The following is a 25,920-nucleotide window of genomic DNA, read 5'->3' on the forward strand; positions in this document are numbered from 1 at the left end:
CCGGGCATCCGGGGCGGGGGGCCGTCGGCGTCCCGGCTGCCCCCTTGGGGTGACCGCCCCGCCCGGACCGGCCGATACGGGCCGCCGGACCGGGAGGATGTCCTGGTGAGAGGTGTGCTCCGACTGCTGCGTCGTCCCGCGGCGGGCGCGCTGGCCGGGCAGGCCGGTCAGGCGGTCGCGGGCCTCGCGCTGCAGGTCGTGGCCGCGCGCGAGCTCGGCGCCGCCGGCCTGGCGACCTTCTCGCTGGTCTACGGGGCGATGGTCCTGGCCACCGCCGTCTGCAGCGGGCTCGTCGGTGACTCGCTGACCGTGCTGGACCGGCACCGGCCCGACCTCCGGGCGGGCCTGCACGTGGGCGCCGTCCTCGTCCCGGGTGTCGCGGCGCTCGTCGGCGCGGTGCTCGCCGCCGCCACCGACGTCGTCCCCGCCTGGGTCGGGCCGCTGCTCGGGCTGGCCACGGCGGCCTTCATCCTCGAGGACACGCTGCGCCGGCTGCTCATGGCGACCGGCCGGTTCTGGTCGCTGACGCTCGTCGACGGCAGCAGCCTCGTGCTCGCGCTCGGCGTCCTCGTCGCGGCGGCCGCCTCCGGGCCGCTCACCCTGACCTCCTTCGTGCTCGCCGTGCTGGTCGGCCAGGCCGGAGCCGCCGTCGTCGCCTGGCTGCTGCTGCCGGCGCACGAGCGGCCGCGCGGCCCGTGGCGGCGCCCGGCGCTGCGCGAGGTCGCCTCCTTCGGCGTCTGGCGGGCGCTCGCGCAGACCATCCGGCCGGCCATGCTCACCCTGCTGCGCATCGTCGTCATCGGCGCCGCGGGTGCGGCCGCCTACGGCCCGCTCGAGGTGGCCCGCGTCTACACCGCGCCCACCCTGGTGCTGGTCGCCGGCATGGGTTCGTTCCTGCTCCCGCACTTCGTGGCGCTGCGCGTCCAGGGCCCGTCGGCGGGCCTCCGGGCCGCCGACCGCGCCGCGCTCGGGCTGACCCTCGGCGTGGCCGCGATCGGCGCGGTCGCGCTCGTCGCGCTGCCCTGGCTGGGCCCGCTGCTCACCGGCGGCGGCTACGACGTCCCGCTCGGCGCGGTCGCCGGCTGGTCGGTGTACGCCGCGGCCAGCGCCACCCTGCTGCCGTACTCGTCGCTGGCCTCGGTGCACGGCCGGCAGCGGCGGGTGCTGGCGTTCCGGACCCTGGAGTTCGCCTCCCTCCTGGCGGTGGTCGCGCTGCTCGTGGTGATGGGGGACGACGGCGCCGGCTGGACGCCGCTGGCCCTGGCCCTCGGCCCGCTGCTCACCGCCTTCGCCGTCCGCCGGTCGGTCCTCGCGCCGTGGGAGCGCAGCGCCCCGGCGCTGCCCGAGCCGGTGACCGTCTGATGACCGGCACCCCGGGGTCCCCGGTCCGCGAGCGGCTGGCCGCGGCCTTCGCCGCGTCCGGTCGCCCGGACAGCGCGGTCGCTCCCCGACTCCGGGACGGCGTGGCCGCGCGGGTGCGGCTCGTCGCGCTGCTCGTCGTCCTGGGGGCGGTGACCTGGCGGCGCGGCGAGTACTTCTCCGGCTCGCTGGACCCCGTCGTCCTCGCCAAGGCGGCGGTCAGCCTGCTCGCGCTGGGCCTCGCCCTGCTGCTGGCCCAGTCCGGGCCGCGCCGCCCGCTGGGCACGGGCACGCTCTGGTGGGTCGGGCTGTGGCTGGGGGCCTCGGTGCTCGGCGCGGTGACGGCGGGCAACGCGGTGGCCGGCGGGGTGATCGCCGTGCGGGTGGCCGTGCTCGCGACCACCGTCGTCCTGCTGCTGCGCGCCGCTCCGGGCGTCCAGGTGCTCACCGCCATCGCCGGCGCCTGCGGGCTCATCGCCGGCGTCGCCGCGCTCAGCGGCCTGCCGAGCTTCGTCGCCGAGGGACGGCTCGCCGGCGGGGTGCCCGCCATCGATCCCAACGACCTGGCCCTGCTGGCCGGGGTGGCCGTCGTCGTCCTGGCCTGGCGGCTGGTGCTCGACGCGCTGAGCGGAGCCGGCCTCCTGGCGGTCGTCCTCCTGCTGGGGATCGTGTGGGCGACCGGGTCGCGCACCGGCCTCGCGGTGCTCCTGCTCGCGCTGGTCGTGATGGCCGCCCACATCCGGCGCCCGCGGGTGGGGCTGGTCCTCTCGGGCCTCGTGTTCGCCGTCGTCGGGGTGGTCGCCGTGGTCGCCACCGGGGCGGTCGCCGGCTTCGCCGCCCGCGGCGGCGACGGGTCGAGCACGCTGGACTCCCGCTTCATCGCCTGGCGGGCGTCGCTGACCTGGGCCGACTCCGCCTGGCAGCAGTACTTCGGCGGCGGCCTGTCGGTGAAGATCATCCGGGTGCGCGGGCAGTACTGGGACACCCAGCCGCTGGACAGCAGCTGGGTCTCGCTCCTGGTGCAGGCCGGCGTCGTGGGCCTCGCCGTGGCGGCCGTGTGGCTGCTGTGGATCGTGCGCGGCACCCGCCGCGCGCCGCGGTCGCACCGCATCCTCTTCCTCGGCCTGCTGATCTTCGTCGTCGGCCGCAGCGTCCTGGAGAGCGGCCTGTTCGACGCGACGCCGGCGCTGCTGGTGCTGCTGGCCGTCTCCCTGCTCGCCGAGGGCGGCTCCCGCGCCCGGCTGGCGGACGACGAGCGGAACGGCGCCCTGCCCGCCTGACCTGTTCTCTGCCGACTGCTGGGTCGGTGCGGCGACACGGCCGGACACGCCGTGGCGGGCGACCGCAACTCCGCCGTCGGCCCGCGGCCGTCGCCGCGCCAGCCGGGCCGGTGGCGGAGGACGACGAGGAGCGGCGGCCGGGACTCACGCTGTTCCCGGAGCACGGTGCGGACCTGCCGGTCTGGCACGGTCCCGGCGGCGAGGGATCCGGCGCTGTCAGCGCGGAGGAGCTGCTGGCGCTCGGGGTGTGGGTTCGGCTCATCACTGGAGGAGTGGCCGGACTGACCGCCCTCTTCAGCCTGGAGGCGCCGGAGTCACCGGTCCCCAGCGGGTGACACGAGTGGTGGCGCCCCGGCACGAGGACGACCATCTCCGCGTGGAGCTCCGGGACGCCGACGAGCCGTTCCGGCTGTCCCTCCGCGGCGCGACCCTCGTCGCCGTCTCGCTGTACGGGGTCGGTGGCTGGCTCGCCGTCGTGACCGACGCACGACTCTTCCTCGTGCCCGGCCACGTCGCCGTGGTGGCGTGCGCGGTGGTGTGGGGCACGCGGCAGCACCGGCGGCTGCGCGGACTCGGCGACCGCTACGAGGATCTCCTGCGCCACAGGAACGGGGTGTGACGAAACCGCGTTGACGGCGCGGGGACGCCCACCGGGCAGCCGCAGCTCGAGGACACGGGCCGCGGGTGCGCGCTCAGCTCTTGGTGACCTCGGCAGCAAGTGTTGATCGTTGGTGCCTAAAGCGCCGCCAGGCCCGGCTGGCCAGCCTGGCCGTGACCGTCCTCGACGCCAACGGCAACCCGGTGCCGAGGCGACCGCACCACCCCGCCACGCCGAAACGCCGGCGCCCGCTGCGGTTCGCGCGCACCGGCTGACCCCACGGGCGCTGATGACGTGCGGCCGCACGGGCTCGCGACCCTCAGACCAGTACTGGCCCCGCGAACAGCGGATCGTCCAGCAGCCACCGTTGCAGGGCCGCCGGGTCGGGCAGCGCGGGCTCGCCTGCTCCGGAGGAACCCGGCACAACCGCTGGCCAGTGCTGACCGAACCAGCGCCGTTCCCGGTCGGTGAGACGCGACCAGCGCCGCCGCAGCAGCGACACCACCGCCTCGGCCTGGCCGTCATCCTCACCGACGTGCCGCAGCAGGTAGACCACGGCGAGCACGACCGGAGACAGGTCATCGCCAGCCTCGGTCTTGCGCGTACGCCCGAGCGTTGCCGTCAGCCGAGCGAGCACCGCGTACCAGGCGCGCCCGTCGCCGACGGCGGCCAGACTCATCACCGCGTAGTCACGGACAGCCGCATCGGCGTCGCCCACCGCCTCGGATAGCTCCGCGCTGGCACTGGCCTTCTCGCGCTTGGCAAGGGCGAGCAGCGCCGCGCAGCGCAGATCGGAGGTGCCGCGACCTCGCGAAGCGATGGCGCGCCGCAACACGGCGCCACCGTGAGGGCCATCGACCTCACCGAGCGCAGCCACGACAACCACGGGCCGCCAGCCGCGCAGACCGTCCAGGCCGGCAAGCAGCCTGTCGCCCTCAGCGCCGAGCTCGACCGCCGCCCGGACCGCCGCCTCGAACGTGGAGGTCCTCGACGACCGAAGTCCCGACGCGATCTCCTCCATCCGCGAGGAAGTGGCCCCCACGCCGGGTTCGTCTGCCGCAGTCACGCGCTCGATCGTGCCGCCTCGTCCTTCGCGGACCACTCATTCGACACGCCGACCACGCCGTTGCCCGGCCCCCGCCCGAAGCGAGAGCACGCTGACGCAGAGCCAATCGCCGGCCGGGACGGCCCCGATGTAGGCACCCTGATCAACACTTGCTGCCGAGGTCAGCTCTTGGTGAGCGCGGCCTTCTCGCGGGTGCGGACCAGGTTGGCGCCGGCCGCGGTCTCGGGGGTGGCCGGGATGCCGGACAGGGCGCCGGCCAGGCCGGTGCGGCGGCGGGGGAGCAGGACCACGGCGAGCGGCAGGGCGCCCGCGGCGGTGAGCAGGGCGCGGATCTCGCTCAGGTCCGGCGGCGTCGACCCGGCCGGCCGGGGCCACCAGGATCACGCCGTCGTAGCGCTCGCCGATGATCCGCCACTCCGACAGCGGGACGCGGGTGGTCGCCGTCGCCAGCTGCACCTCGAACGGCTTGGCCGCCTTGGCCGGGCCGCCGACGGGACCGGTCACGTTCGCAGGGACGCCGCCGTCGACCAGCTCGGCCGCGACCTCGTCGGCGAACGAGCGGGCGACCTGGTGGTCGTCCTCGGTGTCCACGCCCAGGACGACGGCGCGCACCGGCATGCTGCCGGTCGGAGCGGCGAGCCGCCGCGCGACCAGGGCGGACGGGCGCCCGGCGAACCGGCGGGACCGGCGCCGCCCGGTGGCGGTGAGGACGACGAGGTCCTCGCCGCCGGGCCCCCAGGCGCCGCGGACGTCGTCCTCGTCGTGCAGGCGGGTGTCGGTGCGGCTGCGGATCACCGCCACGGCGGCCCCCAGCCCGAGGCCGACGACCAGGCCGAGCCCGAGGAGCAGGGCGGGCTGGGCGGAGACCGGGGTGGTCGGGGCGCTGGCCGGGTCGGTGACGGTCAGGCTGACCGGCGAGTCGCCCTCGGCCGGGGTCTCCAGCTGCTCGACCACGCGGCGGAACTCGTCGGCGACGGCGTTGGCGATCGCCGCCGCGTCGTCCGCGTCTTCGTCGGTCACGGTGATGTCGATCTGCGAGCTCTCCAGCGGGCTGTCCGCCGAGACGCGGGCGCGCAGCTGCGCCACCGACGTCGTCAGGTCCATGTCCTGGATGACCGGACCCAGGACCGCCTCGCTGCGCGCCACGTCCGGGTAGCTGGTCACGCGCTGCTTGATGAACTGCGCGCCGCTCGTGCCGCTCTCCGAGGAGGCGGGAGCCACGAAGACCGACGCCCGGGCCTCGTACGTGGGGGAGCCGCTCAGCACCACGACGGCGGCGAGGGCGACGGCCGCGAGGGCCACGCCCGTCCACGTCAGCCAGTACCGGCGCAGGGCCGTCAGGTAGTCCCGGAGTTCCATGCCCGTGCTCCTCGTCCACGCCGGCCGGAAGCCCGGCGGGTCACTCGAGGGCGCGATGGTCCGCGCCGCACGCCCGAGGCTAGGGCGCCGGAGGGCTCCTCCGACCCGGTCGGCGGGGGTCCCTCACCCCATGGGGCGGGGTCGGGAGGCGGTTCCACCGACGGGTCGCCCGCCGGCGTCCCCAGGGAGGGTGAATCCCCGGCCGATCTCACGGGGAGTGACCAGAACTCGCCTATCTTCCGAAGGCACCCGCTGGACGACCGGCATCTCGCGCCGAGACGGTCGCCCAGCGTGACGAATCGGGGGAAGAAGAATGTCGATGCCGGACCAGCCGCGGGCCACCGCACCCGTCGTGGGGTACGCCCCGGGCGCCTACGACCTGTTCCACGTCGGCCACCTCAACATCCTCAAGCACGCGGCGGCGCACTGCGACGTCCTCATCGCCGGCGTGGTCTCCGACGAGATGCTGGTCCTGACCAAGGGCCGGGGCGCCGGTCATCCCGCTCGCGGAGCGCATGGAGATCGTGCGCAGCCTGCGGTTCGTCGACGACGTCCACGCCGAGGTCGTGCCGGACAAGATCGACACCTGGCGCGAGGTCCGCTTCGACGTCATCTTCAAGGGCGACGACTGGCGGGGGACCCCCAAGGGCGAGCGCCTGGAGCGGGACTTCGCCGAGGTCGGCGTGACCGTGCAGTACTTCCCGTACACGATGCACACCTCCAGCACCCTGCTGCGCAAGGCGCTGGCCGCGATCGAGGCCGAGACGCCCACCGGGCGCGGCGCCCGGGCGCTCAGCTCCTGACCGACCGGCTGCCCCGGGCGCTCACGAACGGGTGAGTTCGCGCCCGTAGCGCCCCTCCCAGGTGACACCGCACCTTGACCGGTGGTCACGCTCCGTCATCATCTGCTCCGGCCGCAAGGCCCGACGCCGGCTCCGCGCCGGCACCCCGGCTCTCCGCTCAGGAGGCCGGTCGTGCACCACCTCATCGGGGAGAAGGACATGCAGCGAGGCGTCGTGCGCGGCGGGCAGGGCCGACGGGCCCTCTCCGCCCTGGTGGCCGGAGCGCTCGCCGGCGCCCTCATCGCCCTGGGGCTGGCGGTGCCCGCACCCGCCTCCGCGGCCGAGCCCGCGCCGGTCCCGCTCCCCGACACGGTCTCCGCGGACGCCCTGCCGACCGTGCAGACCAACGGGGTCGTCTGGTCGATGGTCACCGTCGGCACCACCGTCTACGCGACCGGCAGCTTCACCACCGCGACGCCGGCCGGCGGTGGCGCCGGCACCCCGCGGGCCAACCTGCTCGCCTTCGACATCCGCACCGGCGCGCTGATCCCCGGCTTCGACCACCGGCTCAACGGCCAGGGGCGCATCGTCGTCGCCTCGCCCGACGGGTCGCGCATCTACGTCGGCGGTGACTTCACCACCGTCGACGGCATCGCCCGCGGGCACATCGCGGCCTTCGACGTCGCCACCGGCGCGCTCGTGCCCGGCTTCGCCCCGACGACCAACCAGGCCGTGTACTCGATCGCGGTCACCGGCTCCACGGTCTACGCAGGCGGCAACTTCACCACCGCGGGCGGCCAGTCCCGCACGCGGCTGGCGGCCTTCGACGCCGCCAACGGCGCCCTGACCAGCTGGGCGCCGACGGCGAACAACACCGTCCGCGGCATCGTCGTCGACCCGACCGGCACCCGGGTCGTGCTCGCGGGTCAGTTCGGCCAGGTCAACGGCATCACCGCGTACTCGATCGCCTCCGTGGACACCGCCGGCGGCGACGCGAAGTCGCAGCCCTGGGGCATCAACAACACCGGCGACCCGGCCGGCGCCTGGAGCCTGAAGATGTACGGCGGCGTGGCCTACGCCAGCGTCTACGCCTTCCAGATCGGCAACGTCGAGGGCGTCGTCGCGTTCGACCCGACCACGCTGGACCTGGTGTGGATGAGCGACTGCCACGGCGACCCGTACGACACGTGGGCCGACGGCACCGTCCTCTACAACGCCAGCCACGCGCACGACTGCGAGACCGCCGGCAGCTTCCCCGACCCGAACCCGCGGACGTGGCAGCGCGCGGTCGCGATGACCGTGGCGGCGACCGGCCTCCTCAAGGCGACGACCGACCTGCCCCGCTACACCAGCTGGGAGGGTCGCCCGAGCCCGACGATCCTGCACTTCTGGCCGACGCTGAACGCGGGCACCTACACCCAGCAGTTCCAGGGCCCGTGGTCGGTGACCGGGGCCGGCGACTACGTCGTCTTCGGCGGTGAGTTCACCTCCGTCAACGGCCGCGCCCAGTCCGGCCTGGTCCGCTTCGCCCGTCCGAACGTGGCCCCCAACGACCGCGGCCCGGAGCTGACCGCCGCGCAGATGCGGCCGCAGGCCACGTCGGTCACCGCCGGCGAGGTCGAGGTCCGCTACCCGTCGTCGTACGACATGGACGACTCGACGCTGACCTACCAGGTCTTCCGCGACGGCGGCACCACGCCGGTGCACACCGCCACCGTCGAGTCCGCGTGGTGGAACCGGCCGGTGCAGCAGTTCACCGACACCGCGCCCGCGGGCGCCACGGTGAGCTACCGCGTCGTCGTGACCGACCCGTACGGCAACACGGTGACCAGCTCGCCGTCCAACGCGGCCCAGGTCGCCACCGCCACGAGCGCCTACGCCCGGGGCGTGCTGGCCGACGGCCCGGTGCAGTACTGGCGGGTGGGTGAGCCCAGCGGCACCACCTCCTTCGATCACGCCGGCACCACGAACCTGACGACCGGGTCCGGCGTGGGCCGCGGCGCCGAGGGCGCCGTGCCGGGGAACACCGCCGTGACCACCGACGGCACGGCCGCCGGCCTGGCCTCCACCGCGGTCGCGGTGACCACGCCCGGCACCGCGTTCTCGGTCGAGGCCTGGGTCCGCACCACGTCGACCACCGGCGGCGTCATCGCCCAGTACGGCAGGGACCTGCCGGCCGGCGACATCGCCAACACCGACCGGGCGCTGTACGTCGACGACGGCGGACGGGTGTCCTTCGGGCTCTCCTCCCGCGCCAGCACCGCTCCGCGGGCGACGACCTACAAGACGGTGCGCAGCACCGAGCCGGTCACCGACGGGCGGTGGCACCACCTCGTGGCCACGGTCGGCACCGGCGGCACCGTGCTCTACGTCGACGGCGCCCCGGTGGCGAACGACCCGACGATGACGCGGGCCAACACCCGCGTCGCCTCCGGCTACTGGATGTTCGGCGGCGGCACCGTGGTCTCGGGCGTCCCGAACGCCCCGGCCGGCCCCGCCCTCGCCGGTGCGCTGGACGAGCTCGCCGTGTACCCGTCGACGCTGACGGCGGAGCAGGTGGCGGCGCACTTCGCGCTGGCCACCGCCCCGGCCCCGAACGCCGCGCCGACGGCGGCGTTCACCTCGACGGCGACCGACCTGACGGTGGCGGTGGACGCGACCGCGTCGACCGACGCCGATGGCACCGTGGCCTCGTACTCCTGGAACTGGGGCGACGGCAGCGCGGCCGGCACCGGTGCGACCGCGTCGCACACCTACGCCGCTGCCGGCACCTACGCGGTCACGCTGACGGTCACCGACGACGACGCCGCGACCGGCACGACCACCCGGGACGTCACGGTGACGGCACCGCCCGTCGTCGTCCCCCCGGAGGCCGGTGTCGTCGCCGCGGACGCCTTCGGCCGGACCGTCTCCGGTGGTCTCGGGACCGCCGACACCGGTGGCCCCTGGACCGCCGCGGTCGGTGCTGCGCGCCTGTCGGTGACGCCGGGCGTGGGCGAGCTGGGCCTGCCGGGTGCCGGTAACAACACCGGCGCCTACCTGGGCGGGGTTGCGCAGACCTCGGCGGACGTGCGGACGTCGTTCCGGCTCGCCGCGATGCCCACCGGCGCCGCCGGCACCTACGTCTACGTCAGCGGCCGCCGCGTGGCGGCCGACAAGGAGTACCGGGTCCGCGTGCGGGTCGCGGCGGACGGCCAGGTCTGGCTCGCCCTGTCGCGGATCTCGGGCACCGAGTCCTGGCCGGGCGGCGAGATCGTCGTCCCGGGTCTGCGGTACGCCCCGGGCTCCCTGCTCAACGTCCGGGTGCAGGTGACCGGGGCCGGCAGCACCGACATCCGCGCGACCGTGTGGGCCGACGGCACGGCGGAGCCGACCGCGCCGCAGCTCACCCGGACCGACACCACCGCGGCGCTGCAGGCGCCCGGCGGCGTGGGCCTGGCCGCCTACCGGCCGACGTCGAACACGGCCGCCTCCGCGGTGCGGTTCACCTCCTTCCGGGTCGCCCCGGTCGGCGCGCCCGCGCCGGTGGTGAACCAGGACCCGGTCGCGGCGTTCACCGCCACCCCGGCCGGGCTCGGGATCACCGTCGACGGCACCGGTTCCACCGACGCCGACGGCACCGTGGCCTCCCACAGCTGGAACTGGGGCGACGGCACGCCGGCCGGCTCGGGAGCGACCGCGACGCACACCTACGGCGCCGCGGGCACCTACACGGTGACGCTGACGGTGACCGACGACGACGGCGCGACCGCCACCACCACCCGCCCGGTCACCGTGACCGCGCCGGTCGAGGAGCCGCCGGTCGAGGAGCCCCCGGTCGAGGAGCCGCCGACCGAGCAGCCCCTCGTCGCCGACGAGTTCGACCGGTCGGTGACCGGCGGTCTCGGGACCGCCGACGTCGGTGGCGCCTGGACCGTCGCGGCCGGTGCCGCCCGGCAGTCGGTGAGCGGCGGCGCGGGTGTCCTCGCCTCGGTCAAGGGCACCAACACCGGCTCGTTCGTGGGCGGGGTGTCCCAGACCCGGACGGAGGTGCAGACCCGGCTGTCGCTGGGCTCCGTGCCGACCGGCGGCGGCTCCAGCGTCTACGTGATCGGGCGCCGCGTCGCCGCCAACCAGGAGTACCGCGCCCGGGTGCGCGTCCTGGCCGACGGCAGCGTGCGCGTGGGCATGGTCCGGCTGTCCGGCACCAGCGACGACGTGCTGATCGGTGCCGAGGTGCTCGTCCCGGGCCTCACCTACACCGCCGGCACGGAGCTTGATGTGCGCGTCCGGGTCGCCGGCACCGGCACCACGGAGCTCGCGGCGACGGTGTGGAAGGCGGGCACGGCCGAGCCGGTCGCGCCGACGCTGACCCGCACCGACACCACCGCGGCGCTGCAGGCGCCCGGCAGCGTGGGCCTGTTCACGTACCTGTCCGGCAGCGCCACCGCTCCGGTCGAGGTCCGCGTGGCCACGTTCCTCGCCCGGGTGCTCCCGTGACCCGCGCCGTGCTGCTCCGCCGGGTGCTCCCGGCCCTGGTCGTGATGCTGCTCGCCGCGCTGGTCCTCGTGCTGACGACGACGGACGACGACGACGCGCGGACGGCGGGTGCGCCGGCTGCCCCGGCCCCGGTGACCTCGGCGCCCGGGACCGAGGAGCCGACGCCGGATCCCGACGCCCTCCCGGCGCCGACGGAGCCGGTCGAGTCGCCGGCGACGGAGGTGGTGGCCGCGGACGTCGTGATCCGGCAGGGGGTGCCGGAGTCGGCGCGCACGGTCCAGGCGGCGCCGGCCGACTTCGCGCGGCCGGCGCAGTGGTCCGACGGCGCCTCCGTCCGGGTGGTCGGCGCGACCCAGGGCGTGACCCGGGGCAGCGGCCCGGGCGCCCGGGCCGGTCAGCCGCAGACGGTGTTCACCGTCGAGCTGACCAACGGCAGCGGCGCGCCGCTGGACCTGAACGCCGTGGTGGTCCAGGCGACCTACGGCCCGGGGACCCAGGCCAGCCCGTTGTACGACGGCGACACCGTCGACCTCGGCGGCGTGCTCGCGCCGGGGGCCACGGCCACCGGCGTCTACGCCTTCGCCATCCCCGAGGGCGAGCTCGGTGCCGTGAGCCTGTCCGTCGACGTCGACGGCTACCGGTTCCCGGCCGTGTTCGCCGGGGCGGTTCCCGTCCGCTGACCCGGGCGGCCCGCCGCGCCCCGGCGGGTGTCGGCCCCGCCGTCTAACCTGGGAATCGGGCCCCGCGCCGCACTCGGGCGGCAGCGGTGCGGCCCCGCATCCCAGGAGAGAGATACAGCGTGAGTCTGCGCGGCGTGCTCGACGTCGTCCTCAGCGATCCCGGCATGGCGCGCGTCGTGGCGGCGGCGGGGAGCGCGGAGCTCGCCGTCACGGCGCCGCCGCCGGTGCAGCCGCTGGTCGCGGCGGCGCTCGCGGCCCGGGAGCCGGGGGCCGGCGTGCCGGTCCTGCTGGTGACGGCGGGGGAGCGGGACGCCGACGTCACCGCCGACCTGCTGCGCTGCTTCCTCCCCGAGCACCGGGTCGCGACCTTCCCGGCCTGGGAGACGCTGCCGCACGAGCGGCTCAGCCCCCGCGCCGACACCGTCGGCCGCCGCCTGGCGGTCCTGCGCGACCTCACCCACCCCGGCGAGAACGGGACGATCGACGTCCTCGTCGCGCCCGTGCGCAGCGTGCTCCAGCCGCTCGCCCCGGGCCTCGGCGACCTCGTCCCGGTGGAGCTGAAGCCCGGCGACGCCGCCGACCTCGACGACGTCGCCCGCGCGCTGGCCGACGCCGCCTACACCCGCGTCGAGCTGGTCGAGAAGCGCGGCGAGTTCGCCGTCCGCGGTGGTCTGCTCGACGTCTTCCCGCCCACCGAGCCGCACCCGGTCCGCGTGGAGTTCTGGGGCGACGAGGTCGACGAGCTGCGCTACTTCTCCGCCGCCGACCAGCGCTCCCTCGACGAGCGCCCCGACCGGCTGTGGGCCCCGCCGTGCCGCGAGCTGCTGCTCACCGAGGAGGTGCGGGCCCGCGCCGCGGCGCTGGCCGTCGAGCACCCCGGTCTCATCGAGGTGCTGGGCAAGCTCGCCGAGGGCATCGCAGTGGAGGGCATGGAGTCGCTGACGCCCGCGCTCATCGGTGACGAGGCGATGCAGCTGCTCACCGACCTGCTGCCGGCCGGCACGCACGTGCTCGTCGCCGACCCGGAGCGGGTGCGCAGCCGCTCGGCGGACCTGGTGCGCACCGCCGAGGAGTTCCTGGCCGCGTCGTGGGCCACAGCCGCGGAGGCGGGGGAGGCCCCGCTCGACCTCGGCGCCTCCTCCTTCCGCGACCTGGCCGACGTCGAGAGCGCTGCCCGCGGGCGCGGCCTGCCGTGGTGGACGACGGGGTCGTTCACGGTCACAGCTGATGACACGGCGGACGACGGCGTGATCAACCTGGACGCGACGGTGGTCGACCGGTTCGCCGGCGACGTGCCCAAGGCGGTCGAGACGATGCGCGGCTGGCAGCGCGAGGGCTGGCGGGTCGTCGTCACCTTCGCCGGCCCCGGGCCCGCCCAGCGCGCCGCCGACCAGTTCGCGGAGGCAGAGCTGGGTGCCGCGCTCGTGCCGGGCATCGAGACCGCGCCCGAGCCGCGGCTGGCCTCGGTCACCCAGGGCAACCTCGAGGCCGGGTTCGCCTTCCCGGGCGTCGGGCTGGCGCTGCTCACCGAGCACGACCTGACCGGCCAGCGCGGCACGTCGATGCGCGACGCGGTGAAGATGCCCGCCCGGCGGCGCAACGCCGTCGACCTGGTGCAGCTGCAGCCCGGGGACCTCGTCGTCCACGAGCAGCACGGCATCGGCCGCTACATCGAGATGATCAGCCGCACGGTCAACGGCGGGCAGCGCGACTACCTCATCGTCGAGTACGCGCCCGGCCGGCGGAACCAGCCGCCGGACCGGCTGTTCGTGCCGACCGACTCCCTCGACCAGCTCACCCGCTACGTCGGCGGCGAGGCGCCCGCGCTGTCCAAGCTGGGCGGCGCGGACTGGAAGAACACCAAGAGCAAGGCGCGCAAGGCGGTCAAGCAGATCGCCGGCGAGCTGATCCGGCTCTACTCGGCGCGCATGGCGTCGCAGGGCCACGCCTTCGGCCCCGACACCGTCTGGCAGCGCGAGCTCGAGGACGCCTTCCCGTTCCAGGAGACGCCCGACCAGCTGGCCGCCATCGACGAGGTGAAGGCCGACATGCAGCAGTCGGTCCCGATGGACCGGATCATCTGCGGCGACGTCGGCTACGGGAAGACCGAGATCGCCATCCGGGCCGCGTTCAAGGCGGTGCAGGACGGCAAGCAGGTCGCCGTCCTGGTGCCGACGACGCTGCTGGCCAACCAGCACTTCAAGACCTTCTCCGAGCGGGTCGCCCAGTTCCCGGTCACGGTGAAGGTGCTCTCCCGCTTCCAGTCGGAGAAGGAGACCACCGAGATCCTGCGGCAGCTGGCGGCCGGCGACATCGACATCCTCGTCGGCACCCACCGGCTGCTGCAGCCCACGACCCGGTGGAAGGACCTCGGCCTGGTCATCGTCGACGAGGAGCAGCGCTTCGGGGTCGAGCACAAGGAGTACCTGAAGACGATGCGGACGGCGGTCGACGTGCTGTCGATGTCCGCGACCCCGATCCCGCGCACCCTGGAGATGAGCCTGACCGGCATCCGCGAGATGTCGACGATCCTCACCCCGCCCGAGGAGCGGCACCCGGTGCTCACCTACGTGGGCGCGTGGGCGGACAAGCAGATGGCCGCCGCTATCCGCCGCGAGCTGCTGCGCGACGGCCAGGTCTTCGTCATCCACAACCGCGTGCAGTCGATCGACAAGGCGGCCGCGAAGATCCGCGCCCTGGTGCCGGAGGCCCGCGTCGCCGTCGGCCACGGGCAGATGAAGGAGCACGAGCTCGAGCGGATCATGGTCGGCTTCTGGGAGAAGGAGTACGACGTCCTGGTCGCGACGACGATCATCGAGTCGGGCCTGGACATCCCCAACGCCAACACCCTGATCGTCGACCGCGCCGACACCTTCGGCCTCTCCCAGCTGCACCAGATCCGCGGCCGGGTCGGCCGAGGGCGGGAGCGGGCCTACGCCTACTTCACCTACGACCCGACCCGCACGCTCACCGAGACCTCGGTCGACCGGCTGACCACGATCGCGAACAACACCGACCTGGGCGCCGGCATGGCGGTCGCCATGAAGGACCTCGAGATCCGCGGCTCGGGCAACCTGCTCGGCGGCGAGCAGTCCGGGCACATCGCCGGCGTCGGCTTCGACCTCTACGTCCGGCTGGTCGGCGAGGCGGTCGCCGACTACCGCTCCCAGGTCACCGGCGAGGAGGCACCGGCCGAGCCGGTCGAGGTCCGCGTGGACCTGCCGATCGACGCCCACCTGCCGCACGACTACGTGCCCGGCGAGCGGCTGCGCATGGAGGCCTACCGCAAGGTGGCCTCGATCCAGGACGAGGAGCAGGCGCAGGCGGTGCTCGACGAGCTCACCGACCGGTACGGCGCGCCCCCGGCCCCGGTGCTCAACCTGCTCGCCGTCGCCCGGTTCCGGGTGGCGATGCGGGCGCTGGGCATCACCGAGGTCTCGCTGCAGGGCCGGGCGATCCGGATCAGCCCGGTGGTGCTGCCCGAGTCCAAGCAGATGCGGCTGGCCCGGCTCGCCGAGGGCGCGTCCTACAAGGCCGCGGTGGAGACGATCGTGCTCAAGATGCCGGTCGGCCCCGACCGGCGGACGCCGGTGCGCGACGTCGCGCTGCTGGAGAACCTCCGCGCGACGCTCACCGCCGTCCTCGAGCAGCCGGTGGCCGCCGCCTCCTGACCCCGGGGCAGAAACGGCCATGTCTGCCCCGGGGTCGGGCGGGTGTGGGAGTCTCCCGGCGTGCTGATCCCTCGCGCTCCCCGGGTGGCGGCCGCCGGGCTCGCCCTCGCCCTCGCCCTGCCCGCGCTGGCGGCCTGCCGGACCTCGCCGGACGTCGCCGCCTACGTCGGGGACGCGCGGGTGACCGTCACCGAGCTCCAGCGCGGGATCGACGAGCGGATCGCCGACGAGGGCGTGGCCGCGTTCGCCGACCGGAGCCGCCCGGACTTCGCCCGCCGGGTGCTCGGCTTCCTCGTGGAGCGGGAGGTCTACGCCGAGGTCCAGGAGCGCTACGACCTCGCCGTCGGCGACGACGAGGTGCGCGACCGCATCGACGAGCTCATGGGGGACGACGACCCCGACCAGGTCTACGCCGAGCTGGCCGCGCAGGGCGTGAGCCGGACCGACGTGACCGAGACGATCCGCCAGCAGCTGGTGCGCGAGCAGGTCGCCGCCGCCGAGGGCGCCGCCGGCACGGACGACGACGCGCTGCGCGAGCTCTACGGCGAGGCCCGCGAGGAGTTCGCGCAGCTGGAGATCGGCTACGTGACCGTGCCCGACGAGGCGACGGCGGCCGCGGTGCTCGCCGAGCTCACCGCCGCGCCCGACGGGTACGCCGCCGTGGCCGCCCGGTACCCCGGCGACGCGACCCTGCCCGCGCTCGCCCGCCGCGCCCCCGAGGACCTGCCGCCGGTGCTCCGCGAGCAGTTCACCGCCGCCGCGCCCGGCACCGGGTTCACGGTGCCGGTGCAGGACCTGGGGGTCGTCGTCGGGTTCGTGACCGGCGAGGTGTTCCCGCCGTTCGAGGAGCTGCGCGACGAGCTGCGGGGCCGGGCCGGGCAGGAGGCCGAGGCGGCCGGCGCGGAGGTGGTCGCCCGCGTGCGCGCCGACCTCGACCTCGCGGTGAACCCGCGCTACGGCGTGCTGGACGACGACGGACGGCTGGTGCGCAACGAGGGCGGCGTCGTCGAGATCGTGTCGGGGCCGCCCGAGGTGCAGCCGGCGGCTCCCGGAGACTGACCCGGTGCCCGTCGCCCGCGTCGTCGTCGTCAGCCCCCGTCTGCCCGGTCTGCTCGGACCGGCCGCTTGGGAGACGCTCGCCGACCGGCCACTGGTCGCCGTGCCCGGCGCGGCCGCGACGGCTGCGGTGCTGCGCGCGGCCGGCCGGCAGGTCGGCGAGGTCCCGGACGCCGCGGCCGCGCAGGCACGGCCCGACGCCGTCGTCCTGCTGACCGACGACCCGGCCGCGCTGCCCGGCGCTGAGGTGGTCCCCGCCCCGCCCGAGCCGGCCGGCGCCCGGCTGCTCGACGTGGTGCGGGTGATGGACCGGCTCCGCTCGCCCGGCGGCTGCCCCTGGGACGCCGAGCAGACGCACTCGTCGCTGCGCGGCTACCTGCTGGAGGAGGCGCACGAGGCCTACGACGCGATCGTCGACGACGACCCGGTCGCGATGCGTGAGGAGCTCGGCGACGTGCTGCTGCAGGTGGTCTTCCACGCCCGGGTGGCGGCGGAGGCGGACCCGGCACGGGCGTTCGACGTGGACGCCGTCGCCGGCGACCTGGTGGACAAGCTGGTCCGCCGGCACCCGCACGTGTTCGGGGACGCCGGCCCGCGCGACGTGGCGGCGGTCGAGGCCGGGTGGGACGAGATCAAGCAGCAGGAGAAGCAGCGTCGCTCGCCGACGGAGGGGGTCTCCCGGTCGCAGCCGGCGAGCTCGTGGGGTGCGGCGCTGGTCCGTCGCGCCGGTCGGGCCGGGCTGCCGACGCCGGAGGTCGCCGACCTCCCCGACCGGAGCCCCGAGGAGCTGGGGGAGCGGCTGCTCGGCGTGGTGACGGCGGCGCAGGCGCGCGGCTGGGACGTCGAGGACGCGCTGCGCGAGGCGGTGCGCCGGTACGCGGGCGAGCTGGACGCGGCCGCCGAGGAGCGGGGCGCGGGGAGCTGAGCGCTCTCCGGCCCGGACGCGCGGCGTCCGGGCCGGAGGGGATCAGGCCTGAGAACGCGGGACGATCCGCAGGATCGCGGTGCCGACGGCGATCAGCGCGAACGCCGCGAGGGCGAGCCACAGGCTGTCGAAGCCTGTGTACGCCAGCACGGAGCCCGAGCCACCGGCCGCGAGCGGAGCGGAGGGGTTGTCGTACATGGTGCCTACCACCTCCTCTCGCGACGCAGCGCCGAGTCCAGGTACGCCTTGGCGTGGACCAGTTGGAGGAAGACGTCGTAGAGCAGCTCGTACATGCTGGCGGCGAGGAGCATGTGCCGCCAGCCGCGGTCGGCGATCGTGACCACGCGCTCGAGCACGAAGATCCCGGTGACGGCCAGCCAGAACGGCTCGACCCGCACGGAGCCGGACACCGCCAGCGAGGCCGCCAGCGAGCCCAGGTAGAGCAGCGTCACCAGGACGCCGGCCAGCGTGAGCAGCTGCCGCCCCCAGTACCGCCAGGTGATCGACGTGACGCCGTACTGGAAGCAGTTCTCCACCGCGCCGCGTTTCCAGCGCAGCCGCTGGTGCCACAGCGCCCGCCAGGTGGGCATCACCTCGGTCGTGAGCGTGCACTCCTGCGGGCTGAGGACCGTGTAGCCCAGGTGCAGGATCGCGAAGGTCAGCTCGTTGTCCTCGGTGAGCACGGTGGTGTCGTAGATGCCGCCGGCGCCGTCGCCGCGGGGGAGCTCACCGTTCTGCCGGGCCTCGCTGATCCGGCGCAGGGTGCCGGCCCGGAACATGGCCGCGGTGCCGGTGACCACCAGGCACTTGCCCTTGAGCCGGCGGACGTCGCGGGCGTAGCGGGCGTACTCGTTGCGCTGGAGGTGGCCGACCAGGCCGCCTCCGGGGTCGCCGCGGAAGGTGCCGCCGACCGCGCCCATGCGCTCGTCGCGGCGGATGTGCCGCGCCGCGCCGGCGAGGAAGCCACGGTCCAGCGTCGAGTCGGCGTCCTGGACCACGACGAGCGAGTCGTCGCTGCGGTCGGGGCGCACCGGGCCGGTGTACCGGCGGCGCGCGATCACACCGCGTCGCGCCTGCTGCCGCCGTCCGCCGGACCGCCGGTCGGGGGCGTCGAGAGGCAGGGCCGACGTGCGGCGGTCGAACCCGCGCCGGTCGGTGCCCCGCCGATCGCCGACCGCGGCCCGCCGGAACCGCAGCGCCCACGCCTGGTTGAGCGCCCCGGCCTTCTTGTCGCGGTTGCCCACCGTCTCGTAGACCTCGGCGCCGGCCGCCCGGGCGAGGGTGGCGGTGTCGTCGGAGCAGTTGTCGGCGACGACGAGGACGCGGTCCGGGCGCAGGGTCTGCTCCCGGAGGCCGGCCAGCGTGGCGAGGATGCGGGCACCCTCGTCGTGGGCCGGCACCAGCACCGTGACGGTGGGCGCGGGCGGTCCCGCCGGCGCCCGGCGGGCGTGCGGAACGGTCGCGGACGGCCGGACGGAGCCGGCGGTCGGCGTTCCGCGGTGCGGCGCGAGCACGGCCGCAGCGGTCGATGGCATTGCTGTTCCCCCAGTGCCGACGGTCTTCCCCCGAGCCGCCGACGACCAAGGCTGACCGACGCACCGTCGCTGTGAGTAGCGATCCGGGCCGATGTCCCTCGATCGGGGGTCGTGATGGGTGCCACGCGCTCACGGATCGTGATCGGTCCCCCCGACGGGTCGGGCGTCGGGCGAGGCTGTCGTGACGGAAGAGGTCTCCTGGTTAGGCTGCCCCCCGTGCCGAGCATCGATGCCGTAGGCGCGCGGGAGATCCTCGACTCGCGCGGAAACCCCACCGTTGAGGTCGAGGTCGCCCTCGACGACGGGACGATCGCCCGCGCGGCGGTGCCGAGCGGTGCCTCCACCGGCGCCTTCGAGGCGGTGGAGCTGCGCGACGGCGGCAGCCGCTACGGCGGCAAGGGCGTGACCAAGGCCGTGGACGGCGTCCTCGACGTCATCGGGCCGGAGCTGCTGGGCTTCGAGGCCAGCGAGCAGCGGCTGGTCGACCAGCGGCTGATCGACCTCGACGGCACGCCGGACAAGTCCCGCCTGGGCGCCAACGCGCTGCTCGGCGTGAGCCTCGCCGTCGCCCGCGCCGCGGCCGACTCCGCCGGCCTCCCGCTGTTCCGCTACGTCGGCGGCCCCTCGGCGCACCTGCTGCCGGTGCCGATGATGAACATCCTCAACGGTGGCGCCCACGCCGACAGCAACGTCGACGTGCAGGAGTTCATGATCGCCCCGATCGGCGCGGCGACCTTCGCCGAGGCGCTGGCCATGGGCACCGAGACCTACCACGCGCTCAAGGCCGTGCTGAAGAAGGACGGCCTGTCCACCGGCCTCGGTGACGAGGGTGGCTTCGCGCCGAACCTGTCCAGCAACCGGGCGGCCCTGGACCTCATCGTCCGCGCCGTCGAGCAGGCCGGGTACACCGTCGGCACCGACGTCGCCTTCGCCCTGGACGTCGCCGCCACCGAGTTCCACTCCGGCGGCTCCTACGCTTTCGAGGGCAAGCAGCTGTCCGCCGCGGAGATGGCCGAGTACTACACCGGCCTGGTCGACGCCTACCCGATCGTCTCGATCGAGGACCCGCTGGACGAGGAGGACTGGGACGGCTGGATCTCGCTGACCCAGGCCCTCGGCGACCGGGTGCAGCTGGTCGGCGACGACCTCTTCGTCACCAACCCGGCGCGCCTGGCCGACGGCATCGCCCGCGGCGCGGCCAACGCGCTGCTGGTCAAGGTGAACCAGATCGGCACGCTCACCGAGACCCTCGACGCGGTCAACCTCGCGCACCGCAACGGCTACCGCAGCATGATGAGCCACCGCTCGGGCGAGACCGAGGACACCACGATCGCCGACCTCGCCGTCGCCACCGACTGCGGGCAGATCAAGACCGGTGCCCCGGCCCGCAGCGAGCGGGTCGCCAAGTACAACCAGCTGCTGCGCATCGAGGAGGAGCTCGACGACGCCGCGCGCTACGCCGGCGCCGCCGCGTTCCCGCGCCTGGCCCGGGGCTGACCGGGCCGTCGTGAGCAGCGTCCGCGGCCGGCGCGGCGGGACACCGCCGCCCGGCTCCCGCAGCACCGGTCGCGCACCGCGGGTCCACACGACCCGTCCGGTGCGCACCGGGCTGCGGACGGGGACGCCGAACCCCACCCGCCGGCCGGGGGAGCGCCGCGCCGCGCGCCGGCCCGCCCGGCCCACGACCACGCCGACCGCCCGCCGCCGCCCGCCGCTCACCGGCCGGGCGGTGCTGCTGTTCGCGCTGGTCCTGCTGCTCGCCCTCACCCTGGCCGGCCCCGTCCGCCAGTACATGGAGGGGCAGCAGGAGATCGCCGAGCTCACGGCCGAGGGCCGGGAGCTGGACCGCCGGGGCGCCGAGCTCGAGGCGCAGATCGAGCAGCAGCGCGACCCGGCGTGGACCCAGCGGCAGGCCCGCGAGCGGCTCACCTACGTGCTGCCCGGTGACCGGCTGGTCGTGGTCGTCGACGGCAAGGCCGTCGAGGGCGACGCCGGCACCCTGGACGAGGCGGCCGCACCCGCCGAGCAGCAGCCCTGGTTCGAGGGCCTCATGGAGTCGGTGGCCCGCGCCGACGGCGACCTGCCCGAGGAGCCCGAGGAGTGAGCGAGCCGATCACCCCGGCCGACCGCGACGTCGTCGAGCGGCAGCTGGGCCGGACGCCCCGCGCCCTGGAGGGGGTCGCGCACCGCTGCCCGTGCGGGCAGCCCGACGTCGTCGAGACCGCACCGCGGCTCGAGGAAGGGACCCCGTTCCCGACGCTGTACTACCTGACCTGCCCGCGGGCGTCGGCGGCCGCGAGCCGGCTGGAGTCGGCCGGCCGGATGCGCGAGTGGCAGGAGGAGCTGGCCACCGACGAGGAGCTGGCCGCCGGCTACCGGGCGGCGCACGAGGCCTACCTCGCGGAGCGGGACGCCAAGGACGTCCTGCCCACCCGCATGACGGCCGGCGGGATGCCCGACCGGGTCAAGTGCCTGCACGCCCTGGCCGGCCACGCGCTGGCCGCCGGCCCCGGGGTGAACCCGATCGGCGACCGCGCGGTCGCCGAGATGGGGGAGTGGTGGGCCAAGGGGCCGTGCGCGCTGCCCGAAGGCCCGGGGGACGACGCGTGACCCGGGTCGCCGCCATCGACTGCGGGACCAACTCCATCCGGCTGCTCGTCGCCGACGTGCCGCCCACCGGCGGCGCCACCGACCTGGTGCGGCGGATGGAGGTCGTCCGGCTCGGCCAGGGCGTCGACGCCACCGGCCGGCTGGCGCCCGAGGCCATCGAGCGCACCCGCGTCGTGCTCGCCGAGTACGCGGCCACCGCCCGCGAGCTCGGCGCCGAGGACGTCCGCATGGTCGCGACCAGCGCCACCCGGGACGCCGCCAACCGGAGCGACTTCGAGCAGATGGTGCTCAGCACCCTGGGCCGGCTCCCCGACGTCGTCCCGGGCCGCGAGGAGGCCGAGCTCTCCTTCCTGGGGGCGACGGCGTCGCTGGAGACGGCCGCCGCGGCGCACGGCTCGGCCGCGCCCCGCCCCCCGTTCCTCGTCGTCGACATCGGGGGCGGGTCGACGGAGTTCGTCCTCGGCGACGGGGACGGCCTGCGCGCGGCCCGCTCGGTCGACATCGGCTGCGTTCGGCTCACCGAGCGGCGGCTGCACGGCGACCCGCCGTCGCCCGCCGAGGTGCAGGCCACCGTCGACGACATCCGCGCCGCCCTGGCCCTGGTCACCGAGGAGGTGCCGGTCGCCGAGGCAGTGAGCCTGGTCGGTCTGGCCGGCTCGGTCACGACCGTCGCCGCGCTCGCCCTCGACCTGCCCGCCTACGACGCCGACGTCATCCACGGGTCGCGCATCCCGGCCGCCGACGTGCGGCGGGTGAGCGGGTCGCTGCTCGCGATGCCGCGGACGGAGCGGGCCGCGCTGCCGGTCATGCACCCCGGGCGGGTCGACGTGATCGGCGCCGGCGCGCTCATCCTGCGGGTCATCGTCGACGAGTTCGGCATGGACGAGGTCGTGGTCAGCGAGCACGACATCCTCGACGGCATCGCGCTGCGCCTCGCCCGGGGCTGAACCGTGGCCGTCGACGCCGGGGGGTTCCCCGTGACGCGGACGCCCGCCGGGGTGGTCCGGTCGGCGCGGGCCACCCGTGAGCTCACCGTCCTCGACCAGCGCATCTCCGGCTGCTACGCCTGTCCGCGCCTGGTGGCCTGGCGCGAGGAGGTCGCGCGGGTCAAGCGCGCCTCCTTCCGCGACGAGGACTACTGGGGCCGGCCGGTGCCCGGCCTCGGCCCGGCCGACGCGCGGATCGCCGTCGTCGGCCTGGCGCCGGCGGCCCACGGCGGCAACCGCACCGGCCGGGTGTTCACCGGCGACCGCAGCGGCGACTGGATCTTCGCCGCCCTGTGGCGGGCAGGCCTGGCCAACCAGCCCACGTCCACGCACGTCGGCGACGGCCTCGAGCTCACCGATGTCCGCGTCGCCGCGACCGTGCGCTGCGCCCCGCCGGACAACAAGCCCACGCCCGAGGAGCGCGACACCTGCACGCCGTGGCTGGCCCGCGAACTGGACCTGCTGCCCCGGCTGCAGGTGGTCGTCGTCCTGGGCGGCTTCGGGTGGACCGCGCTCTGGCCGGTGCTCGCCGCGGCCGGCTACGCGATCCCGCGGCCGCGGCCGGTGTTCGGGCACGGCGCCGAGGTGCAGCTGACCGGCACCCGCGGCCCGCTCACCGTGCTGGGCAGCTACCACGTCAGCCAGCAGAACACCTTCACCGGGAAGCTGACCGAACCGATGCTCGACGCCGTCCTCGCCCGGGCGACGGAGCTGGCCGGGTCGGCCGGCTGACCCGCAGCGGCGCTAGCGTGCAGCCCTGCACCGCGGCCCGCCCGCCCCCGTAGCCCAACTGGCAGAGGCAGACCCCTTAAAAGGGTCCGAGTGTCGGTTCGAACCCGACCGGGGGCACTCCGTCCGTCACCCCCGCGCGCCGGGCTCGTTGAGCCGTCCGTACGAGCGCGACCGACGAGACGATCCCCGGGGGACCCCATGACCCATGCCCGTCCGAGCCGCCGAGCGCGGCTCGTCGCCACCTCCGCGGCCGGGCTGCTGGCGGCCACCGGGGCGATCGTCGCCGCCGGGCCGGCGCAGGCCGGCGGCAACGCGTGCGAGCAGCGGACCAACAACAGCATCGACAAGCTGCTGGAGTGCGTGACCGTCGCGGGGGTGCAGGAGCACCTCGCGGCCTTCCAGGGCATCGCCGACGCGCACGACGGCAACCGCGCATCCGGCACCACCGGCTACACGGCGTCCGCGGACTACGTGGAGTCCCGGCTGGAGGCCGCGGGCTACACCGTGCACCGGCAGGAGTTCGAGTTCCCCTTCTACCAGCTCACCGCGGAGCCGACGCTGCGCCAGACGGCGCCGGCGCCGGCCACGTACGCCTACGGCACCGACTTCCAGGACATGAGCCTCTCCGGCTCCGGCGCGGTCGAGGCGGTCGCCGTCGCGGTGGACATCGCCGGCGCCGACAGCGGCTGCGAGGCGGCCGACTTCGGCCCCGAGGTCGCCGGCGCGATCGCGCTGATCAAGCGTGGCACCTGCGACTTCGGGGTCAAGGCGGCCAACGCCGAGGCCGCCGGGGCGGCCGGCGCGGTCATCTTCAACGACGGCGCGGCGCCGGACCGCGAGGGGCTGATCGGCGGCACCGTCGGGACCCCCGTCGGCATCCCGGTCCTCGACACCACCGCGGCCCTCGGCCCGACCCTGGTGGGGACGACGCTCGCCATCGACCTGCAGGCCGTCAGCGAGCTGCGCACCACCGAGAACGTCGTCGCCGAGCTGCCCGGCAAGGACCCGGACGGCGTCGTCGTGGTCGGTGGCCACCTCGACTCGGTCACCGAGGGCCCGGGGATCAACGACAACGGCAGCGGCAGCGCGGCGATCCTCGAGGTCGCCGAGAACCTGCGGAAGACCCGGCCGGACCACCCGGTGCGGTTCGCCTGGTGGGGTGCCGAGGAGCTGGGCCTGGTCGGCTCGCAGCACTACGTCGACTCGCTGCCCGAGGACGAGCTCGCCCGCATCGGCTCCTACCTGAACTTCGACATGGTCGGCTCGCCGAACTTCGCCCGCTTCGTCTACGACGGTGACGGCTCGGACTTCGAGGCGCCCGAGGGCTTCGTGACGCCGGAGTCCGGCGCGATCGAGCGGCTCTTCGAGGAGTTCTACGACGCCCGCGGGCTGGCGCACGAGGACACCGAGTTCGACGGCCGCAGCGACTACGACGCGTTCGCGTCGGCCGGCATCCCGTCCGGTGGCCTGTTCACCGGCGCCGAGGGCGTCAAGACCCCCGAGCAGGCGGCGCGCTACGGCGGGACGGCGGGGGGAGGCGTACGACCCCTGCTACCACTCGGCCTGCGACGATCTCGCGAACCTGGACCTGCAGGTGCTCGACGAGAACGCCGACGCGATCGCCTACGCCACGCTGACCCTGGCCGGCCCGGGCAACTCCGGCGGCAACGGCAACGGCGGCGGCACGGGGAACGCCGGCGGGACCGGGCACGGCGGCGGGATGGCGGCCGTCGCCTGAGCCGCGCGCACGACGGCGGCGGGGGCCGGATGCACCCGGCCCCCGCCGCCGCGGCAACCCCCGCGGGAAACCCGCGACACGCCGGAACTACGCAGGCCCTCGGTGCGTTGACCTGACCGAGTGGAGTGCACCACCGTGTACCCCACGATCCAGCGGTCACCTCGAGGAGATGACGATGCCCAGCAGCAACCCGGCGTTCCGGGGCCTCGGCGCCGGCAACGGCCAGCAGGCCACCGCCTGGGGTGCCCAGCCCCAGTACGGCGCCCCGACGGCGGACCCGTACGCCGCCCCCTCGCCCTATGCGGCGACGACGACGCGGTACATGACGATGGACGACGTCGTCACCAAGACCGGCCTGTCGTTCCTGGTGACGGTGCTCGCCGCGGCGGCCGTGTGGGCCGCCCCCGGTGACGCGGCGTGGGGCCTGGCCATCCCGGCCATCCTCGTCGCGCTCGTGCTCGGCCTGGTGATCTCGTTCAAGCAGATCGCCAACCCGATCGCGACCCTCAGCTACGGCGCCCTCTACGGTGTCGCGCTCGGCGCGATCAGCGAGGCCTTCAACACCGTCTACCCCGGCATCGTGATCCAGGCGCTGATCGGCACCTTCGGTGTCTTCGGCGGCATGCTCGTGGTCTACAAGACCGGTGCCGTCCGGGTGACCCCGAAGCTGACCCGCTGGGTGTTCGGTGCGCTCATCGGCGCCCTGGTGCTCATGCTCGCCAACTTCGTGTCCTACTTCTGGCTGGACGACGGCCTGGGCATCCGCAGCGACGGCCCGCTGGGCATCCTGTTCAGCCTGGTCATGATCGGCATCGCGGCGTTCCTGCTGCTCATGGACTTCGACCTGGCCGACGAGGCCATCCGCCGCGGGGCCCCGGCGAAGTTCGCCTGGTACGTCGCCTTCGGCCTGCTCGTCACGGTCGTCTGGCTGTACGTCGAGATCCTGCGACTGCTCAGCTACCTGCGCGAGTAGTCGCACCCCGGCACGAACCGACCGTGGCCCGGTCCCCGCGAGGGGCCGGGCCACGGTCGTCTCCGGGCCGGCACGGCCCGGAACGCACAGC

The 25,920-nt window shown here is 75.1% G+C and carries 21 protein-coding genes, 1 tRNA gene and 1 pseudogene; 19 read left to right on the forward strand and 4 right to left on the reverse strand.

Features of this window, described 5'->3' with window-relative positions; genetic code table 11:
* The first annotated feature begins 105 nt into the window (after positions 1 to 105).
* The 4 genes from JKP75_RS02580 to JKP75_RS02595 all read left to right on the forward strand — a co-directional run bounded on the left by JKP75_RS02580 (position 106) and on the right by JKP75_RS02595 (position 3,258).
* Positions 106 to 1,362 carry a hypothetical protein gene (locus tag JKP75_RS02580; protein WP_200489318.1) on the forward strand — a complete coding sequence of 419 codons (1,257 nt, stop codon included), beginning with the start codon at positions 106 to 108 and terminating at the stop codon, positions 1,360 to 1,362.
* Positions 1,362 to 2,639 (forward strand): O-antigen ligase family protein, encoded by a 1,278-nt coding sequence (locus JKP75_RS02585; RefSeq protein ID WP_200489317.1) that lies wholly within the window; start codon positions 1,362 to 1,364, stop codon positions 2,637 to 2,639. Before JKP75_RS02580 ends, JKP75_RS02585 begins: the two co-directional genes overlap by 1 nt.
* Positions 2,640 to 2,749: 110 nt before the next feature.
* The gene (locus JKP75_RS02590; protein ID WP_200489316.1) at positions 2,750 to 2,974 is read left to right on the forward strand and encodes a hypothetical protein; all 225 of its coding nucleotides are present in this window, start codon (positions 2,750 to 2,752) and stop codon (positions 2,972 to 2,974) included.
* A 41-nt stretch (positions 2,975 to 3,015) separates the two neighbouring features.
* Positions 3,016 to 3,258: a hypothetical protein gene (locus tag JKP75_RS02595; RefSeq protein WP_200489315.1), complete on the forward strand. Its 243-nt coding sequence runs from the start codon at positions 3,016 to 3,018 to the stop codon at positions 3,256 to 3,258.
* 298 nt (positions 3,259 to 3,556) lie between these two features.
* On the opposite strand, the gene JKP75_RS02600 is transcribed toward JKP75_RS02595, so the two are convergent.
* Together JKP75_RS02600 and JKP75_RS23290 are read right to left on the reverse strand one after the other, a co-directional pair.
* Positions 3,557 to 4,303 carry a hypothetical protein gene (locus JKP75_RS02600; protein WP_200492741.1) on the reverse strand — a complete coding sequence of 249 codons (747 nt, stop codon included), beginning with the start codon at positions 4,301 to 4,303 and terminating at the stop codon, positions 3,557 to 3,559.
* A 36-nt stretch (positions 4,304 to 4,339) separates the two neighbouring features.
* Complete coding sequence (locus JKP75_RS23290; protein WP_200492742.1) at positions 4,340 to 5,662, reverse strand: YveK family protein; 1,323 nt, start codon at positions 5,660 to 5,662, stop codon at positions 4,340 to 4,342.
* A gap of 319 nt (positions 5,663 to 5,981) precedes the next feature.
* On the opposite strand from JKP75_RS23290, the pseudogene JKP75_RS20235 reads away from it, so the two are divergent.
* From JKP75_RS20235 to JKP75_RS02635, 7 genes and pseudogenes are all read left to right on the forward strand, one after another.
* Positions 5,982 to 6,101: pseudogene (locus tag JKP75_RS20235) on the forward strand (adenylyltransferase/cytidyltransferase family protein); the annotation flags it as partial.
* A 76-nt stretch (positions 6,102 to 6,177) separates the two neighbouring features.
* Positions 6,178 to 6,465, forward strand: coding sequence for a hypothetical protein (locus JKP75_RS20240; RefSeq protein WP_242473242.1), 288 nt, complete (start codon positions 6,178 to 6,180; stop codon positions 6,463 to 6,465).
* 171 nt (positions 6,466 to 6,636) lie between these two features.
* On the forward strand, positions 6,637 to 10,923 hold the full coding sequence (locus JKP75_RS02615) for a PKD domain-containing protein (protein ID WP_200492743.1): 4,287 nt from the start codon (positions 6,637 to 6,639) through the stop codon (positions 10,921 to 10,923).
* Positions 10,920 to 11,603 (forward strand): hypothetical protein, encoded by a 684-nt coding sequence (locus JKP75_RS02620; RefSeq protein ID WP_200489310.1) that lies wholly within the window; start codon positions 10,920 to 10,922, stop codon positions 11,601 to 11,603. Before JKP75_RS02615 ends, JKP75_RS02620 begins: the two co-directional genes overlap by 4 nt.
* A gap of 119 nt (positions 11,604 to 11,722) precedes the next feature.
* Positions 11,723 to 15,274 carry a transcription-repair coupling factor gene (mfd, locus tag JKP75_RS02625; RefSeq protein WP_200489309.1) on the forward strand — a complete coding sequence of 1,184 codons (3,552 nt, stop codon included), beginning with the start codon at positions 11,723 to 11,725 and terminating at the stop codon, positions 15,272 to 15,274.
* A 60-nt stretch (positions 15,275 to 15,334) separates the two neighbouring features.
* Positions 15,335 to 16,333 carry a peptidylprolyl isomerase gene (locus JKP75_RS02630; protein WP_200489308.1) on the forward strand — a complete coding sequence of 333 codons (999 nt, stop codon included), beginning with the start codon at positions 15,335 to 15,337 and terminating at the stop codon, positions 16,331 to 16,333.
* 4 nt (positions 16,334 to 16,337) lie between these two features.
* Positions 16,338 to 17,255, forward strand: coding sequence for a MazG family protein (locus tag JKP75_RS02635; RefSeq protein ID WP_200489307.1), 918 nt, complete (start codon positions 16,338 to 16,340; stop codon positions 17,253 to 17,255).
* A 42-nt stretch (positions 17,256 to 17,297) separates the two neighbouring features.
* On the opposite strand, the gene JKP75_RS02640 is transcribed toward JKP75_RS02635, so the two are convergent.
* Together JKP75_RS02640 and JKP75_RS02645 are read right to left on the reverse strand one after the other, a co-directional pair.
* Complete coding sequence (locus tag JKP75_RS02640) at positions 17,298 to 17,453, reverse strand: hypothetical protein (protein ID WP_200489306.1); 156 nt, start codon at positions 17,451 to 17,453, stop codon at positions 17,298 to 17,300.
* A gap of 5 nt (positions 17,454 to 17,458) precedes the next feature.
* Positions 17,459 to 18,661, reverse strand: a complete 1,203-nt coding sequence (locus tag JKP75_RS02645) for a glycosyltransferase family 2 protein (RefSeq protein WP_200492744.1) — start codon at positions 18,659 to 18,661, stop codon at positions 17,459 to 17,461.
* A 345-nt stretch (positions 18,662 to 19,006) separates the two neighbouring features.
* On the opposite strand from JKP75_RS02645, the gene eno reads away from it, so the two are divergent.
* The 8 genes from eno (at position 19,007) to JKP75_RS02685 (ending at position 25,829) form a co-directional block, all read left to right on the forward strand.
* Positions 19,007 to 20,287, forward strand: a complete 1,281-nt coding sequence (gene eno, locus JKP75_RS02650; RefSeq protein WP_200489304.1) for a phosphopyruvate hydratase — start codon at positions 19,007 to 19,009, stop codon at positions 20,285 to 20,287.
* Between the two features lie 100 nt (positions 20,288 to 20,387).
* On the forward strand, positions 20,388 to 20,894 hold the full coding sequence (locus tag JKP75_RS02655; RefSeq protein WP_309229456.1) for a septum formation initiator family protein: 507 nt from the start codon (positions 20,388 to 20,390) through the stop codon (positions 20,892 to 20,894).
* The gene (locus JKP75_RS02660) at positions 20,891 to 21,400 is read left to right on the forward strand and encodes a DUF501 domain-containing protein (protein ID WP_200492746.1); all 510 of its coding nucleotides are present in this window, start codon (positions 20,891 to 20,893) and stop codon (positions 21,398 to 21,400) included. Before JKP75_RS02655 ends, JKP75_RS02660 begins: the two co-directional genes overlap by 4 nt.
* Positions 21,397 to 22,347, forward strand: coding sequence for a Ppx/GppA phosphatase family protein (locus JKP75_RS02665; protein WP_200489303.1), 951 nt, complete (start codon positions 21,397 to 21,399; stop codon positions 22,345 to 22,347). The genes JKP75_RS02660 and JKP75_RS02665 overlap by 4 nt, the downstream gene beginning before the upstream one ends.
* 30 nt (positions 22,348 to 22,377) lie before the next feature.
* Positions 22,378 to 23,118, forward strand: coding sequence for a uracil-DNA glycosylase (locus JKP75_RS02670; protein WP_309229457.1), 741 nt, complete (start codon positions 22,378 to 22,380; stop codon positions 23,116 to 23,118).
* 43 nt (positions 23,119 to 23,161) lie between these two features.
* Positions 23,162 to 23,235: transfer RNA gene (locus tag JKP75_RS02675), tRNA-Leu, on the forward strand.
* An 81-nt stretch (positions 23,236 to 23,316) separates the two neighbouring features.
* Positions 23,317 to 24,972, forward strand: a complete 1,656-nt coding sequence (locus JKP75_RS23295) for a M20/M25/M40 family metallo-hydrolase (RefSeq protein WP_200492747.1) — start codon at positions 23,317 to 23,319, stop codon at positions 24,970 to 24,972.
* Between the two features lie 59 nt (positions 24,973 to 25,031).
* The gene (locus JKP75_RS02685) at positions 25,032 to 25,829 is read left to right on the forward strand and encodes a Bax inhibitor-1/YccA family protein (protein ID WP_200489300.1); all 798 of its coding nucleotides are present in this window, start codon (positions 25,032 to 25,034) and stop codon (positions 25,827 to 25,829) included.
* The last annotated feature ends 91 nt before the right edge of the window (positions 25,830 to 25,920 follow it).

It is taken from the genome of Blastococcus sp. TML/M2B (assembly GCF_016612865.1).
GTDB lineage: Bacteria > Actinomycetota > Actinomycetes > Mycobacteriales > Geodermatophilaceae > Blastococcus.